Source organism: Streptomyces cucumeris (genome assembly GCF_024295805.1).
GTDB classification, from domain to species: Bacteria; Actinomycetota; Actinomycetes; order Streptomycetales; family Streptomycetaceae; genus Streptomyces; species Streptomyces cucumeris.
Window position 1 is genome coordinate 74,423 of record NZ_JANCLX010000025.1, and the last position, 15,352, is coordinate 89,774.

Genomic DNA, 15,352 nt, shown 5'->3' on the forward strand with positions numbered 1-15,352 from the left:
AGCTCGCGATACCTGAACCAACGCGCGAAGGAGCGACCGAGCGTGAGCCTCGACACCGTCAAGTACGCCACCGACACCCCTGACGTCGAGCAGCCCTGGGCCGAGCTCGGCCTCAAGCAGGACGAGTACGAGCGCATCCGCGCCATCCTCGGCCGCCGTCCCACCGGCGCCGAGCTCGCCATGTACTCCGTCATGTGGTCCGAGCACTGCTCGTACAAGAGCAGCAAGGTCCATCTGAAGCAGTTCGGCGAGAAGGCCCCGGAGAACGACGCGCTGCTCGTCGGCATCGGCGAGAACGCGGGTGTGGTCGACGTCGGCCAAGGCTACGCGGTCACCTTCAAGGTCGAGTCGCACAACCACCCCTCGTACATCGAGCCCTACCAGGGCGCGGCCACCGGCGTCGGCGGCATCGTCCGCGACATCCTCGCCATGGGCGCCCGCCCGGTCGCCGTCATGGATCCGCTGCGCTTCGGCGCCGCCGACCACCCCGACACCAAGCGGGTGCTGCCCGGTGTGGTCGCGGGCATCGGCGGCTACGGCAACTGCCTGGGTCTGCCCAATATCGGCGGCGAGGTCGTCTTCGACCCCTGCTACCAGGGCAACCCGCTGGTCAACGCGTTGTGCGTGGGTGTGATGAAGCACGAGGACATCCACTTGGCCAAGGCGTCCGGCACGGGCAACAAGGTCATCCTCTACGGCGCCCGCACCGGCGGCGACGGCATCGGCGGCGCGTCGATCCTCGCGTCCGAGACCTTCGACGACACCAAGCCCGCCAAGCGCCCCGCGGTCCAGGTCGGCGACCCCTTCCAGGAAAAGCTCCTCATCGAGTGCACCCTGGAGATCTTCAAGGAGAAGCTGCTCGACGGCATCCAGGACCTCGGCGCGGCGGGACTCTCCTGCGCCACGTCCGAGCTGGCCTCGGCCGGCTCCGGCGGGATGCGGGTCGAGTTGGACACCGTGCCGCTGCGCGACGCGACGCTCTCCCCCGAGGAGATCCTCATGAGCGAGTCGCAGGAGCGCATGTGCGCGATCGTCGAGCCCGGCAAGGTCGACCGCTTCCTGGAGATCTGCGAGAAGTGGGACGTCATCGCCACCGTGATCGGTGAGGTCACCGACGGCGAGCGGCTGGAGATCTACTGGCACGGCGAGCAGATCGTCGACGTCCCGCCGCGCACCGTCGCCCACGAGGGTCCGGTCTACGAGCGCCCCTACGCCCGCCCCGAGTGGCAGGACACACTCCAAGCGGACGACGCCGACAAGCTCCCCCGGCCGCAGACCGGCGCCGAGCTCAAAGAACAGGTCCTCAAGCTGGTCGGCTCCCCGAACCAGGCCTCCAAGGCGTGGATCACGGACCAGTACGACCGCTTCGTGCAGGGCAACACAGTGCTCGCCCAGCCGGAGGACTCCGGCATGGTCCGGATCGACCCGAACACCAACCTCGGGGTCGCGGTCGCGACAGACGGCAACGGCCGGTACACGAAGCTCGACCCGTACACGGGCGCCCAGCTGGCGCTGGCCGAGGCATACCGCAATGTCGCCGCCTCGGGCGCGAGGCCGCTGGCGATCTCGGACTGCCTGAACTTCGGCTCTCCCGAGGATCCTGCGGTCATGTGGCAGTTCGCCGAGGCCACCCGCGGTCTCGCCGACGCCTGCCAGAGGCTCGGCACACCGGTGACCGGCGGCAATGTGTCGCTCTACAACCAGACCGGCGAGACGGGGATCCACCCGACACCGGTCGTGGCCGTGCTCGGCGTGATCGACGACTTCAACCGCCGCACCCCGATCGCCTTCGCGGAAGAGGGCCGGCTCCTCTACCTCCTGGGTGACACCAAGGAGGAGTTCGGCGGGTCCGCCTGGTCGCAGGTGATCCACGACCACCTCGGTGGCATGCCGCCCCAGGTCGACCTGGGCCGGGAGCGGCTGCTCGGCGAGATCCTCACCTCCGCCTCCCGTGACGGCATGATCGAAGCGGCACACGACCTATCCGACGGCGGACTGGTCCAGGCCGTTACCGAGTCCAGCCTGCGCGGCGGGAACGGCGCCCGCCTGGTCGTCCCCGACGGCCTCGACGCCTTCACGTTCCTGTTCAGCGAGTCGGCAGGACGTGCGGTCGTCGCCGTCCCGCCCAGCGAGGAGCTCCGCTTCACCGACATGTGCGGCGCCCGGGACCTCCCGGCCACCCGCATCGGTGTGGTCGACGGGGACGTGGTGGAGGTGCAGGGCGAGTTCAGCGTCTCTCTGGGGGAACTGCGCGCCGCCCACGAGGCCACGATCCCCGGCCTGTTCGTTTAGACCGACCGGCAGTAGGCGTTACTTGAGGCGTCGGGTGGTGGAGCGTTTCTCCCGGCTGTACTGCGGGATTGAACAGCGGGTGGGCGTGCGGAGCATGGCAATGGCTGCGGCGAGGTAGCGGCAGAAGTCAACGGCGTTGCCGTCCTTCTCAGTGCACCGCCGCAGCTTGTCGAAGCCCTTCATCTATCTGTGCATGAGCTCCACCACCCAGCGCTTGCCGGAGTGGATTGGGGCGGAACGCCCCTGCGAGTGAATTTGCCGGTGAAGCTGAGCTCGTCGAGCACGGTCCGGGTCTTGGCGTTGTCGTAACTGCGATCGGGGTCGATGTTGACGTCATCCGGAAGTGGTCCGACCTGGGCTTCGCGACCTGGAGGGCCCGGATGATCGAGCTGAGCTGGGCCGGGCAGCGGGTGCCAGCGATCGCGGACGAGCTGAGCTGCAGCCAGAAGACGGTGCGCCGCTGGTTGCACCGCTTCAACCGGGCCGGCCTGGACGGATTGGAGGATCTGGGTGGCCAGGGCCGCAAGCGGCGGATCACCGAAGCCCAGCGGTCCCGGATCATCGCGCTGGTCAAGATGACCCCGCCCGGGAGGCTGGAGATGCAGCCTTACGGCGATCTGTGGGCGGCCGACGAGTCGGGGCCGGCGGAGTGGACACTGGACGCGCTGGCCGCGACCGCCCAGGCCGAGGGCATTGAGGTCGGCCGGTCCCAGGTGCGCAGAATCCTGCTGGCCGAAGGCGTCCGCTGGCGCCGCACCCGCTCCTGGGCCCGCTCCAGAGATCCGGAGTTCGCCCCAAAAGAACACGGATCATCGGCCTCTACACCCACCCGCCGGACGGTGCGACGGTCATCTGCGCCGACGAGCTCGGGCCGGTGATCCCCCGTGCCTTCGCACCCTCACCGGGCTGGTCGCCAGACGGGCACCGGATCAAGTCCGAGATCGACTACAGCCGCGGACCGGAGAAGACCTGGGTCTACGGTGGCTTGCGCGTACGCGACGGCCAGGAGATCACGATGACCGCGTCCTCCCGCAACAGCGTCTTCTACCAGCAGTTCCTGCAACAGGTCGAGGACGCCAACCCCACCGGCGAGATCTGGATCGTCACCGACAACCTCTCCTCCCACAACAGCAAAGCCACCCGGGAATGGCTGGAGGATCATCCCCGGATCCGGCACGCGTTCATCCCCGTCGGCGCGTGCTGGCTGAACCTGCAGGAGGGTTGGTGGCGGATCTTCCGCAAGACCGCCCTGACCGGGCGGTCCTTCGCCAACCCCGACGACATCACCCAGGCCACGGCCCTGGCCACCCGGCAGCTCAACACCCGTGCCAGACCATGGATCTGGGGTCGACCAGCCCCGCCCACCCGCCACCTACGACGCCGATATGTGTACCGCTTTTGAGGAACCCAGCACTACCGGTAGTTCGTTAAATCCGGCGGTGGTGTGGGTTGACGTCAGGTCGGGTTGGTCGTAGGCCGGTGCAAGGGGCCAACTACCCTTCTGGGGGCTGAAGATGACCGCTCGCCGTCCGTGTCCGCCTGCGCCGGGGCCGTTGGAGGAGTACGCGGCCCGGTTCGACGACCACTTCTTCAGTCTGGCGCAGCGGCGGGGGTTTCGTGAGTATCTGACGGGGTTGCTGGCGCCGCGGGAGCGGAACAAGACGATCACCTGTCTGGCAGGGGCGGAGCCGGTGGCGGGTGCGGGGATGCCGGGGGTGCAGCGGCTGCAGTTCTTCTTGTCCGAGTCTCCCTGGGAGGCTGAGCAGGTCAACGACCGGCGGCTTGAGCTGCTGCGTGAGCAGTCGGCGACGGCTCCGCATGACGGCGGGGTCTTCGTGATCGACGATTCCGGGGACCGCAAGGACGGCACGGCCACCGCGCATGTGGGCCGGCAGTGGCTGGGCCGGTACGACAAAACGGACAACGGCATCGTCACGATGACCACGGTGTGGACCGACGGCCGCGTGTACTACCCGCTGCACGCGACTCCCTACACCCCCGCCCACCACTTCACCCGCGGCCGTTCCGATCCGGCCTTCCGCACGAAACCGCAGCTGGCAGCCGCCCTCGCGGCCAGAGGGAAGGAGGCGGGCTTCGGCTGCCGGGCGGTGGTTGCCGACTGCGCCTACTCCGTCAGCGACGACTGGTACCTCGCACTGCGCGAGCCTGGCCTGGCCTACGTGGTGCCCCTCAAGCCGCACCGCGGCACCTGGGCTCCGGCAGACCAGCCGCACACCCCCATCGAAGCCGCCCAGGCCCTGACCTGGCGCGATGCCAAGCGTCCAGGCGACTGGACGCCCGTGGAGCGTCACTTCCGCGACGGGCACACCGAGACCTGGTGGACCGCCGACGCCCGCCTGGCCGGCTACGGCCCCGACTCACCCTGCCGACTGGTCGTGGCCACCACCGACCCAGCCAGCCTGCCGGAGAAGGCCACCTGGTACCTGGCCACCAACCTGCCCCACCCCGAAGCACCCCACGCCGCCACCAGCCCGCACTCATCGGCCGACCTCGCCGAAATCGTCCGCCTCTACGGCCTGCGGCCATGGATCGAGCAGAGCTACAAGCAGATCAAGGACGAACTCGGCTGGGCCGACTTCCAAGTCCGCTCCGACCGCGCCATCCGCCGCCACCAGACCCTGGTCAACTGCGCCTTCTCCTTCTGCTGGGACCAGTGGTTCACCCCACCCGGCCCCCTGGACGCCACCGCGCCGGGCCCGTGCCCCGACGAGGGGCCAGAGAGGGGGACCGGCTCCGTCCCACCAGCCCCAACCGCCCTGCTGGCCCAGAGCCTTACGGGCCATCCGTTCCTGGCTCACCCCCGCCATCACCCTCAACCGATGGTGGCGAGCCTGGACGGACACAGACCCACCCTCCGAGCTCCAGGCCCTGATCGACGCGGTCACCACCGGACACGGCATTGACCTCTACCGCCGGACTTAACGAACTACCGTTACTGACTTCGGCTCGTCAAGGTGACGCTGGACCGTCGAGGGTCAGGCCGGTGCCCGCTATGAAGCCGTCGAGGGTGTCGGGCCGGTACTGAAGTCGTTTGAGCCGGTTGCGTACGAGGGCTTCGAGCCGGTCGAGGGCGACCACGGCGAGATTGGCCAGGCTGCGCTTGACGTGCGCCCATACTCCCTCGACGGGGTTGAGGTCGGGCGAGTAGGCGGGCAGCAGGAACACGGTCAGCCATGCACGCTCGGCGATCAGCTCACGCATGGCGTGGGAGACGTGCGTGTTGAGGCGGTCCCACACCAGCACGATCGGTGCCTTGACGAGCTGGTGGACGCCGTCGATCAGCGCGATGAAGTCACGCTCTCCCATGCTGCGACGCTTGCCTTTGCCCGAGGGGTGGGTGCGCAGACGATGGCACAGCCGGGTCCGGGAGCCCGGACGCATCGCGATCAGCCCGGCCACGGACAGCCGTCCCGAACGTCGTCCGCTCACTGTCACTTGCGGAGTCACTCCGCGTCGGCCCCAGGTACGTCCTTTGGGCGGTCTGCGAGTGAAGCCTGCCTCGTCCTCGAAGCAGATGTAGCCGCCGCAGGCCGCCCGGGCTCTTTTACCTCCGCCCAGGTCGCCTCCTTCCACGCGGTGACGGCCTGCTCGTCGCGCTCGGCGACCCGCCGCGCGGGCACCTGCGGGCTGAAGCCGATCCGGTGCATCAGTCTCGTCGCCCCGGAGACGCTGTAGGAGACGTGGAACTTCCGGCCGATCAGCGTGGCCACCCTCGCCGCGGTCCACACCTGGTCCTCCACCCAGCCGTGCGCGGCCGGGCCCTGCTCGAGGTACGCGGCCAGTTTCTCCAGACAGCGCGGGGACAGTCGGCATCGGGATCCGCTCTGGCCACGGGAGGCCAGAGCCTGAACACCGCCGTCCCTCTACAGCTGGTGCCACTGGTAGGCCGACTTCGGGCTCACCCGCAGGCGCCGTGCCACGTCCGACGGCTTGATCTTCTGCTCGAACAACTCGGCTGCCTGCATCCGTACCGTCTCACGGCGCCGCCGTCCCGCAGCGGTCAGCCCGCCCCCATCCGCATACCTCACACACCACGGGATGCAGCCACCACCCCGAGCCCATCAGGGACTTCATATAAGTTCACCCCGACGAGCCGAAGTCAGTAAAGGGGGCTCCAAGACCGGACGAAGCCCCGTCGACCGGGGCAGGATGGGCAGCAAACACAACCTGATCACCGACGCCACCGGAATCCCACTCGCCGTCACCCTGACCGGCGGTAACCGCAACGACGTCACTCAACTCATCCCGCTTCTGCAAGCTGTGCCGCCGGTGCGAGGCAAGCGCGGCCGACCCCGACGCCGCCCGGACGTGCTGCTGGCCGACCGCGGCTACGACCACGACAAGTACCGCCGTCTCATCTGGGATCTCGGCGTCAAACCGCTGATCGCCCGCCACGGCACCCCGCACGGCTCCGGGCTGGGTACCCAACGCTGGGTCGTGGAGCGCGCATTCGCCCCTCTGCCTGCACTGGTTCCGCCGCCTGCGGATCCGCTGGGAGATCCGCGACGACATCCACGAAGCCCTCCTCGCCCTGGGATGCAGCATCATCTGCTGGCGTCGGCTCAAGAACCATCACGCGTGAGACCAGGCGGACAGCGGCTGTCTACAGCGAGACCTTCCGCTCCTCTGCCTTGAGGCCGCGGAGTGTCCAAAGTCCGTACAGAGCCAACAGCGGTTTGACGACCATCCACTCGCCAGGGCGGTAGTCATCCGCGCGCACCAGCCTCTTTGCAAGATCGGGGCGCTGCCGCCGCAAGTACGCACGGGCCTTGAGCGCATGAGCTGGCTGTGAGGCGATCTTGATGCGATCCAGTCTTCAAGCAGTGGGATCACGTTCGTGATGTTCTCCCACGTCGTCGCGCTTTGCTCTTCGAGGAACACCGTGCCATCGAACTCAAGTACCGACCTCGCGTAGTCAGCCATCAGCTGGGCCTCCGTGGCACCACTGCTGGTCGCACCACCGCTGAAGATCACGTAGGTCCCATTCGCATCGTCAGCGGCGATGGAGCGGATTCCAGCACGGACTCGCCATCGGTTGATCAAGTTCGCCGCCGCTTGGGGATTCCGGTACCCGCACACGACCACGGCCGTGGAGGTACCCCCGCTCTTCCCCACGAGGGCTCGAGACCAGCGCCAGTTCAACCACTCGCCCCAGGCCAGGGCTGCAACTCCGACTATCGCCAGTGCCGTCTTCCGCCGCATGCGGCGACTCTAGGACACCTCGGTATCAGCCCGCGAAGGAACCAGCCAGGCTACAGACGACGCATTCCGTGAGGAGTTCTCAGTACGGCGCTGGCACCTTCCGCGTGAGAGGGGCGGGCCTTGGTGATGTCGGAGTTCGCCGTGTCTATGGGCGTGGCATGTCCAGCAACCAGGCACGATCCCACCACTGACGGGTCATCGTGAGCGGCCGTGAATCGGATGCCGCTGATGGGTAGTCTGCCAACACAGGGTGGGGGAGGAACGGTTGTGGTGAGGCTACGGGGGGCAGCGCTCGCCCTTACCGTCACGGTGGTCGTATCAACTGCGTTGTTGGCATTGGCCAGTAACGCGGCGACGGGGGACGACCGTTGGCCGGGCGTCCTTGACCAGTTGCGGGAGCACGCCTGGCCCGCGGTCGCTGTGCTACTCGTCGTAGGTGTCGGCGCCACGGTATTGCTCACTGCTGTCGCGAACCAGATATCCGCCGCCGGGGAAGGTCCTCCAGCTCCCGGCCCGGCGGGCGTACCGGACTGGGTGATTGATCGCGTTCAGACGCAGCAGGCCATCGCTGCCCTATGTGGTCGACCTCATGGGGCCATGCCCACCGTCACTGCCCTTGAAGGCGCGGGCGGGTTCGGCAAGACCACACTTGCAGATGTCGTGTGCGCCAACCGGAAGGTGCGGCGACGGTTCCGCGACCGGATCTACCGGGTCACCATAGGACGGGATGTTCGTGGGCGCGCGGCGATCGCGGGCAAGGTAGGTGAGGTCACACGCTTCATCACAGGTAATGCCGAGGCGTTTGAGGACCCCGAGCTTGCCGGCGCACACCTGGGACGCCTTCTGCAGAAACGCCCAAGAATATTGCTCGTGCTCGACGATGTCTGGGACGCGGAGCAGCTCAGGCCGTTCCTGATCGGCGGCAGGAATTGCATCCGGCTTGTCACCACACGTCGGCGGGATGTTCTTCCTGGCATCGCCCGGCGCATCTTGGTTGACGAAATGTCCGCGTCGGAGGCTCGCAGCGTACTGACCAGGGACCTCGCGCCGTTGCCGCACGAGACCGTCGAGAGCCTCCTAGAGGCCACGGGTCATTGGCCGTTACTACTGCGTCTCATCAACCGAGTGATATTCGCCGAGGCAACCCTGGCCAGCGGAGAATCGGCTCGCGTGGCGGCAACCACGGCGGCAGGAGCGCGCGTATCGCAGCAGCTGAGCGAAGCCGGTCCGACTGCCGTCGACGATCCGTGGGACACTGCGGATCTGAACGACCCGTTACAGCGGACCAAGGCTGTTCGGGCCACTATCGAGGCTGCCGTACGGCTGTTGCCGGAACGCGGCGCGGAACGATTGACCGAACTATGCGTTTTCTCCGCCGACGATGCTGTCCCGGTGTCATTGGTCGAAACGCTGTGGCGGAAACAGGCCGGGCTGAGCACCACCGAATCGCAGGCCCTGCTGCGAAGGATCACGAGTCTGTCCCTCGTGAACCCGGTTCGCGGAGAGACAGGAGCACTGGCGCTGCACGACGTCGTTCGCGACTACCTCCGGGCAGAATTGGGGCCTGCGCACCTCACACTGCTGCACGAGTCGCTCGTCGATGCCGTGGCCGGCCACATGCCGTCCGCAAGCCAGCTCCTCCCGGATCGAACCGCTCCCAGCAGATCGTGGTGGGCGGCGGAGCACGGATACCTGCTCGATCACCTCATCGATCACCTTCTGGCGGCCGGGCGGAACGCCGAAGCCGAAGCCACCATCAGCGATATCCGCTGGATTGAAGCACGCCTCCTGCACCAGGGACCTGCTGCGACGCAGAACGACTGCCTCCGGGTCGCCACCGAGTCATCGATTCAGCGAGGCCGTGCTATCGGCCGAATCGCGCACCTCTTGGCGCCGACCGACCCCCCAGAGGCTGTCGTCGGCATCCTTCACGAGCGCCTATTCCCCATCGCCGCCTGGCAAGACGAGATCATCGCGCGGCGTGCAGAACGCCCTGCTTCGGCCCTGATCGATGATGGCGACTTGCCTGATCTGCCTGATCCCTCCATGGAACGCACCCTACTGGGCCACACCGATCAGGTGCTCTGTCTGGCATTTTCACCCAATGGCACACGGCTCGCCAGCGCGGGCGACGACGGCTTCATCCGTCTCTGGGACCTCGAATCAGGCAGCACCGCTCACGCCATCAAACTCAGATTCGGTTCCCTCAACCGGATCCGAGCCCTGGCCTACTCGCCCGACGGAACCCAGCTGGCCGCTGCAGGGTCCTTCGGAGTCAGGCTCTGGGACCTGACCACTTACACCGCCGTCCGCTCCCTGCCCCGCCGCCACGCCGGCAAGACCCGTGACCTCGCGTATGCGCCGGACGGGACCCAACTCGCCACCGTCGGCCACGATGACAAGGTTCGGATCTGGAACCCGGCCACCGGCAAAATCACCGCTGTCCTCGGCGGGCACACCGGCAGAGTTCGCGTACTGGCCTACACTCCCGACGGCCGGAAGCTCGCCACAGCGGCCGACGACGGAACGATGAGGGCCTGGGACCCCGTCACCGGAGCAACTCTCGTTGCAGCTCGCGGAAACGCCTGCAAAACCCGTCTCCTGGCCATCTCCGACTCGCATTACGTCGTCGCCGGAAACATGACCTATGAACATCCGTTCGCAGAAATCCATCACAGAGCCACGGGCGAACTGGTGCACGAGATCAGCCTCGACTCCAGCAGGCTGGAGGCAGCGGCGTGCTCGCCCGACGGTGCGCAACTGGCCACGGCGGGAGCTGACGGGACAGTGCAACTCTGGGAGACTGCTACGGGTGTCGCTGTCCATGGGTTGCGCCGCCACCTTGGCCGTGTAAGGGCCCTGGCCTATTCCCTCGACGGAATGCGCCTCGCCAGCGCGGGAGCAGACAATGCGGTGCGCGTCTCGAATCCCTACGCCGACGCCAGCGAATTGCGCTTCGCAGCCGCGCGGAGCCTCGACCTCTCGCGGGACGGAACCCGGGCCGCCATCGCCCTTTCTGACAGAAGAGTAGTCATCGTCGAGACAGGTTCCGATGGTTGGCACGACTATACGATGCGTAGCGTTACCATTCCCGAGCACGCCGTCTGGAGGTTTCCGGTCGCTATGTCCTCGGACGGAGCCCATATCGCCACCGGTGGTGCCGAAAACCATGCCATCCGGATTCGGAATCAGCAGACCGGCGACGTGACCGACACTCTCTCCGGACACAGGCGGAAAATTCGAGCGTTGGCGTACTCGCCGGACGGGACTCAACTCGCTTCGGGTGCCAGCGACGGCGTGCGGCTCTGGGAACTGGCCTCTGGGGCGTCCATGCTTCGCCGCGTAGGCGGTAACGTGTTGGCGTACGCCCCCGGAGGGGGCGAACTGGCCACTGTCGGCGGTTTCGGTTTCCTCGGCTATCTGTTAGATCCGGTCACCGGCCGGCGTAAAGGGCTCTATAAGCATCCCGAGCGTGTGCTCGCGCTTGCGTACTCGCCCGACGGAGCCGAACTCGCTGCAGGTCTCGAGAACGGCCGGGTGATCGTATGGGACCGGACAACCGCCGACACCCAACTCCATTCCTTCGGCGCCCATACCGCCGCAGTGAACGCCGTCTCGTACCCGCCCGACGGCCTCTACATGGCAACGGCCGGCGCAGACCTGTCCTTGCGGATTTGGGACCGCCAAGGCACCCCGGTCACCATGACGCGAACCGAGCGGGTCCTCGAATCTCTGGCGTGGGTCGCGGATGCCACCGGTTGCGGCATCATCGGCGGTGGTGAGGGCGGATGGTACGTCTGGAAGTTCAAAGCAGCCAGTATCCGCTAGGTCGCGCAAAGCGCGAGATCTCACTGCGCAAGGTGACATTCCGGTAAGGCATCGGGGGCGATGACCCTTTCACCAGGGTGGTCGACCGGCCTCCCCGGCATACGATGCGCGGCCGGCGACCTCCCAGTGCAGAACTCCTCGGCCTCCCTCCACAGGTGCTCGTCGTCCGTCACCAACTCATTGGCCATACCCGTCAACCGGAACCGCCCTTGCTCGCACGGGAGAAGCGGTCCGATCCGCTCCCACAGCTCATCCGACACGACCGATGGTGCAGCCCCATGTGGCCTGAGTGCTCAACCCGCCCGTCCGACACCAACGCTGGAACCAAGGGCTTCATCGCGTTGGCTGGCGGCGGATATGCGACATCACCCATGAAGAGCAAGGACGCAGTCGCATACCTGCCAGCCACCTCGCGACCGAACCTGTGAACTGCTCGCGAAACACCATGCCTTTCACAGGACGGAACACCATGCCGATGACCACCACCGCTCCAGTCGACGGCCAGCTCCCATCCCCCCGATCCCCGCTGATGGGGTGGTCCGCTGTGGTCTCGGTGATGCTGGGAATCTTCGCCATCGTCACCACCGAGATCCTGCCGATCGGTCTGCTGACCTCGATCGGATCCAGTTTCACCATCTCGGACGGGCGGGCTGGACTGATGATGACCATGCCCGGCCTCCTCGCGGCCATCGCCGCCCCACTGGTCACCACCGCCACGGCACGCTTCGACCGCCGACTGATGCTGTGCGTCTTCATGCTCTTGCTGGCACTGGCGAACTTCCTTGCCGCCGCGGCACCCGACTACTGGCTCATGCTGACTTCACGGATCATGGTCGGCATCACGATCGGCGGCTTCTGGTCGATCGGTGCCGGGTTGGCGGAGCGACTGGTGCCACCGGCCTCGGTCGGCAGAGCTACAGCTGTGATCTTCTCCGCCGTCCCCCTGGGATCCGTCCTCGGTGTGCCGACCGGCACCCTCATCGGAGATCTCGCCGGATGGCGAACGGCCTTCATCCTCATGGGAGCGCTGACGGTCGGCATACTGGTCATGCTGCTCGTGCTCGTGCCGCCGCTTCCTCCGGTCCAGGCCACACGGCTGGGTGTCCTGGGCGGCATGCTCCGCAGCGTCAACATCCGGTTCGCACTCCTGCTGACGTTCCTCGTCGTGCTGGCCCACTTCGGCACCTACACCTACGTGACACCGTTCCTGGAACAGGTCACCCACGCCAGTGCTGGTCTGATCACCACATTCCTGCTGCTCTACGGTGCCGCCGGGATCCTCGGCAACTTCCTGGGCGGCGCCTGGGTGGCCCGGTACCCCCGGGCCGTCTTCGGAGTCGCCGCCGGACTGATCGCCACGGTGACCCTCCTGCTTCCAGCCTTGGGCCGCTGGGAGACCGGCGCAGTGACACTGCTGATCATATGGGGCATCGCGTATGGCGCCGTGCCAGTCGCGTCGCAGACCTGGTTCTCCAAGGCGGCACCGCATGCCCCGGAAGCGGCATCGGTCCTGTTCACCGCCTCCTTCCAGGCAACCTTCTCCATCGCCGCACTCGCGGGGGGAATCATCCTGGACCGCACCTCTCCGTCCACGGTCATGCTCCTGGGCGGCTGCACCGCGGTTCTCATGGTCCTGGCAATAGGGGCTCGCTTCGCCCAACGCCTCGCCGGTCCGGGCTGCAAGGAGCGATCCTGAACGGGCTGAAACACGCCCACAGGCACTTCTGTCCAACGCTTGCCACGTCGTCCCTCGCCCAGGCACCCCCGGTGGGGTGACTTCCCGAGCGGCGGCCAACCGGTACGAGAAGCGGGCGTACCTTTTCACGGGACACTCACCGTCGCCGCGATCCGGCTCTGGCCTCATCCGTGACCGCCAAGCCCCTGTGCGACGAGTGCCCACCGGGGTTGTTCATGTACCGGTGTCCTCGGCCAGGGTATGGGCGACCAGAGCGTTGGCGTGGCCGTGCCCCAGGCCGTGTGCGGTCTTCAGCCAGGTGACGAGTTCCATGTGCTTGGTCAGCGGTGAGGAGCGGATGAGATCCTTCCATTCCGAGATCGGGCGGCCGTACTTCTTCTCGATCGAGGGGAAGTAGCTGGCAGGGCCTTTCGGCGTGGCGGTCATATCAGGTTCTGCCCTTCTGGCGATGCGGGTATTTCGGGTGCGGGAGCCTGGTCAGCGGACAACGTCGAAGACGTTCTTCTGCAGACCGTTGGCGTACGCCTCGTGCTCGACGAGCTTCAGCTTCTGTGTGTCCTTGTCGGTGGCGCTGAACAGGCGCTTGCCCGCTCCCAGGAGGAGAGGGAAGACGAGGAGGTGGTAGCGGTCGATCAGACCGGCGTCCGAGAGGGCCTGGTTCAGAGAGGCGCTGCCGTGGAGGATGATCGGACCGCCCTCGGTCTCCTTCAGCGCGGCGACGTCGTCGAGCGAGCGCAGGATCGTGGTCTCGCCCCAGTTCGCCACCAGGTCGTCGTCGGTGAGGGTGGTGGAGACGACGTACTTCGGCATCACCTTGTAGTCGGCGAAGTCCGCCATGTCCGGCCACACCGGGCTGAACGCCTCGTAGCTGGTCCGGCCCATGAGCATGGCGGTGGCTTCCTGCTGCTCGCGGCCCTTGATCTCGAACGCCTCGGGCAGGAACTCGATGTCCTTGAAGGTCCAGCCGGAGTTGCGGTAGCCGGGCTCCCCGCCCGGGGACTCCACGACGCCGTCGAGGGAGACGAAGGCAGTGCTGATCAGGGTACGCATCTCTGGGATTCCTCTGTATCTCGCGTCTGGGTACAAGAAGTTCTTCAGCTGGTGCACGCTTCGAGCACAACGCGCCGCCGCGGCACACCTACCGTGATCTCTGACTGCCGACCCTGGGGAAACTCATCGGTCGCCGCATCCGGCCTTCACCACGATCCACGCCGTACGGGGGGACTGAAAGAAAAGGAGGCCCGAGCTGGAGCGGTTCTTCCCTCTCGACGACGTCGACCATGCCCTGATCGGCAAACGACACGGACATCAGAACCGCCTTGGGTTCGCGCTCCGGATGTGCACGGTGCGCTACGTCGGGCTGTTCCTGGAGGACCCGCTCGCGGTGCCATGGTCGGTCATCAAGCACCGCTTGTTCGGTACGTTCCTGCGGGATCACCGAGCAGCGGCTGTACGCGGCAAGCGCGGACAGAACATGCAGGCGCACCGGGACGGTTCAGGAGGACCAGGTTGGTTCGTTCAGCCTGGTCCTCAATGCCGCCGTGCCCTGGATGACCGCTACCTCGACGCGTCAGACGGAGTCGGGCGGCAAAGCGCCGAGAACGGCCGCGAGGCTATGCGGGTCGCGGCGGGCGATGTTGTGGCCAACAGGAATCTCGTGAACCCGCCAGCCTGAGTCCTTGCGCAACCGTTCGGTCAGCGTCACGAACGGGCTACCTGCCCACGCGCCACCGCTGATGAACGTTCGGCCGGGCGCGCGGCTGGGGTTGCCTCTCAGCCTGATCGACTGGACAAAGCTTGCCATCGGGTGCGGTCGCGCGCGAGGGTCGAGCCCATCAGGCACCGCGACCCATCGACCGTCGGCGCGGGCGCCGGCTATGAACAACTCCCGGAAGCTGTCGCTGGTCAACGACCAGCACGAATCCCCGTCGTCCGGGACGTAGGCGTCGATGAAGACGAGGTGATCGAGGCGGTGGCCGAGCCGATCCGCGACACCAGCGATCACCATTCCGCCGTAGCTGTGCCCGCACAGTGCGAGGGGCATCTCGTCGCTACGGTCAATGACCTCGGCTACCTGATCAATATGGGTGTCGAGGTTCGGCGGACGGGCGGTATCAACTGGGCCGTCCAACTCCAATCCTGACAGGGTCACCGCCTCAACGTGGTGACCCTCTCGGTGCAGCTCGGCAGCCACCGAGTCGAACACCCATCCGCCTTGCCAGCCACCCGGCACCATCACGAACTTCACCGCGCCATCGTAGGTCAAGCAGATCCCCACGAGGGACCGGAGCGGAGGGCCGACTGCTCGCGGCG

10 protein-coding genes and 4 pseudogenes are annotated in these 15,352 nt (G+C 66.7%); 8 read left to right on the forward strand and 6 right to left on the reverse strand.

Annotation, left to right across the window (positions count from 1 at the left end):
• Nucleotides 1–42 precede the first annotated feature (42 nt).
• On the forward strand, nt 43–2,292 hold the full coding sequence (gene purL / locus NMK44_RS29540; protein WP_254748788.1) for a phosphoribosylformylglycinamidine synthase subunit PurL: 2,250 nt from the start codon (nt 43–45) through the stop codon (nt 2,290–2,292).
• Between the two features lie 18 nt (nt 2,293–2,310).
• On the opposite strand, the gene NMK44_RS29545 is transcribed toward purL, so the two are convergent.
• On the reverse strand, nt 2,311–2,475 hold the full coding sequence (locus tag NMK44_RS29545; RefSeq protein WP_254748790.1) for a hypothetical protein: 165 nt from the start codon (nt 2,473–2,475) through the stop codon (nt 2,311–2,313).
• Nucleotides 2,476–2,672: 197 nt separating this feature from the next.
• Between NMK44_RS29545 and NMK44_RS29550 the strand changes: the two genes are divergently transcribed.
• The 3 genes from NMK44_RS29550 (at nt 2,673) to NMK44_RS29560 (ending at nt 5,216) form a co-directional block, all read left to right on the forward strand.
• On the forward strand, nt 2,673–3,170 hold the full coding sequence (locus tag NMK44_RS29550) for a helix-turn-helix domain-containing protein (protein ID WP_254748792.1): 498 nt from the start codon (nt 2,673–2,675) through the stop codon (nt 3,168–3,170).
• Nucleotides 3,143–3,694, forward strand: coding sequence for a transposase (locus NMK44_RS29555; protein WP_254748873.1), 552 nt, complete (start codon nt 3,143–3,145; stop codon nt 3,692–3,694). The genes NMK44_RS29550 and NMK44_RS29555 overlap by 28 nt, the downstream gene beginning before the upstream one ends.
• A gap of 112 nt (nt 3,695–3,806) precedes the next feature.
• Nucleotides 3,807–5,216, forward strand: coding sequence for an IS701 family transposase (locus NMK44_RS29560; RefSeq protein WP_254748794.1), 1,410 nt, complete (start codon nt 3,807–3,809; stop codon nt 5,214–5,216).
• A 46-nt stretch (nt 5,217–5,262) separates the two neighbouring features.
• Here the strand turns inward: NMK44_RS29560 and NMK44_RS42920 are convergent.
• A pseudogene (locus NMK44_RS42920) lies at nt 5,263–6,341 on the reverse strand (IS630 family transposase).
• Nucleotides 6,342–6,423: 82 nt separating this feature from the next.
• Between NMK44_RS42920 and NMK44_RS29575 the strand changes: the two are divergent.
• Nucleotides 6,424–6,895, forward strand: a pseudogene (locus NMK44_RS29575) (IS5 family transposase); the annotation flags it as partial.
• Nucleotides 6,896–6,916: 21 nt separating this feature from the next.
• Here NMK44_RS29575 and NMK44_RS29580 read toward each other — a convergent pair.
• Nucleotides 6,917–7,515, reverse strand: a pseudogene (locus NMK44_RS29580) (YdcF family protein).
• Between the two features lie 597 nt (nt 7,516–8,112).
• On the opposite strand from NMK44_RS29580, the gene NMK44_RS29585 reads away from it, so the two are divergent.
• Together NMK44_RS29585 and NMK44_RS29590 are read left to right on the forward strand one after the other, a co-directional pair.
• A complete protein-coding gene (locus tag NMK44_RS29585; protein WP_254748796.1) occupies nt 8,113–11,343 on the forward strand; it encodes a WD40 domain-containing protein in 3,231 nt (1,076 codons plus the stop codon).
• A 469-nt stretch (nt 11,344–11,812) separates the two neighbouring features.
• Nucleotides 11,813–13,039, forward strand: coding sequence for an MFS transporter (locus NMK44_RS29590; RefSeq protein ID WP_254748877.1), 1,227 nt, complete (start codon nt 11,813–11,815; stop codon nt 13,037–13,039).
• Nucleotides 13,040–13,252: 213 nt separating this feature from the next.
• Here NMK44_RS29590 and NMK44_RS29595 read toward each other — a convergent pair whose 3' ends face one another.
• Both NMK44_RS29595 and NMK44_RS29600 read right to left on the reverse strand, forming a co-directional pair.
• Nucleotides 13,253–13,465: a DUF4287 domain-containing protein gene (locus tag NMK44_RS29595; RefSeq protein ID WP_254748798.1), complete on the reverse strand. Its 213-nt coding sequence runs from the start codon at nt 13,463–13,465 to the stop codon at nt 13,253–13,255.
• A 51-nt stretch (nt 13,466–13,516) separates the two neighbouring features.
• Complete coding sequence (locus tag NMK44_RS29600; RefSeq protein ID WP_254748800.1) at nt 13,517–14,089, reverse strand: dihydrofolate reductase family protein; 573 nt, start codon at nt 14,087–14,089, stop codon at nt 13,517–13,519.
• A gap of 187 nt (nt 14,090–14,276) precedes the next feature.
• Here NMK44_RS29600 and NMK44_RS29605 point away from each other — a divergent pair.
• A pseudogene (locus NMK44_RS29605) lies at nt 14,277–14,714 on the forward strand (DUF4158 domain-containing protein); the annotation flags it as partial.
• Here NMK44_RS29605 and NMK44_RS29610 read toward each other — a convergent pair.
• Entirely contained in the window at nt 14,610–15,287 is a 678-nt protein-coding gene (locus tag NMK44_RS29610) for an alpha/beta fold hydrolase (RefSeq protein ID WP_254748802.1), read from the reverse strand. The pseudogene NMK44_RS29605 and the gene NMK44_RS29610 overlap by 105 nt on opposite strands.
• Nucleotides 15,288–15,352: the final 65 nt, after the last annotated feature.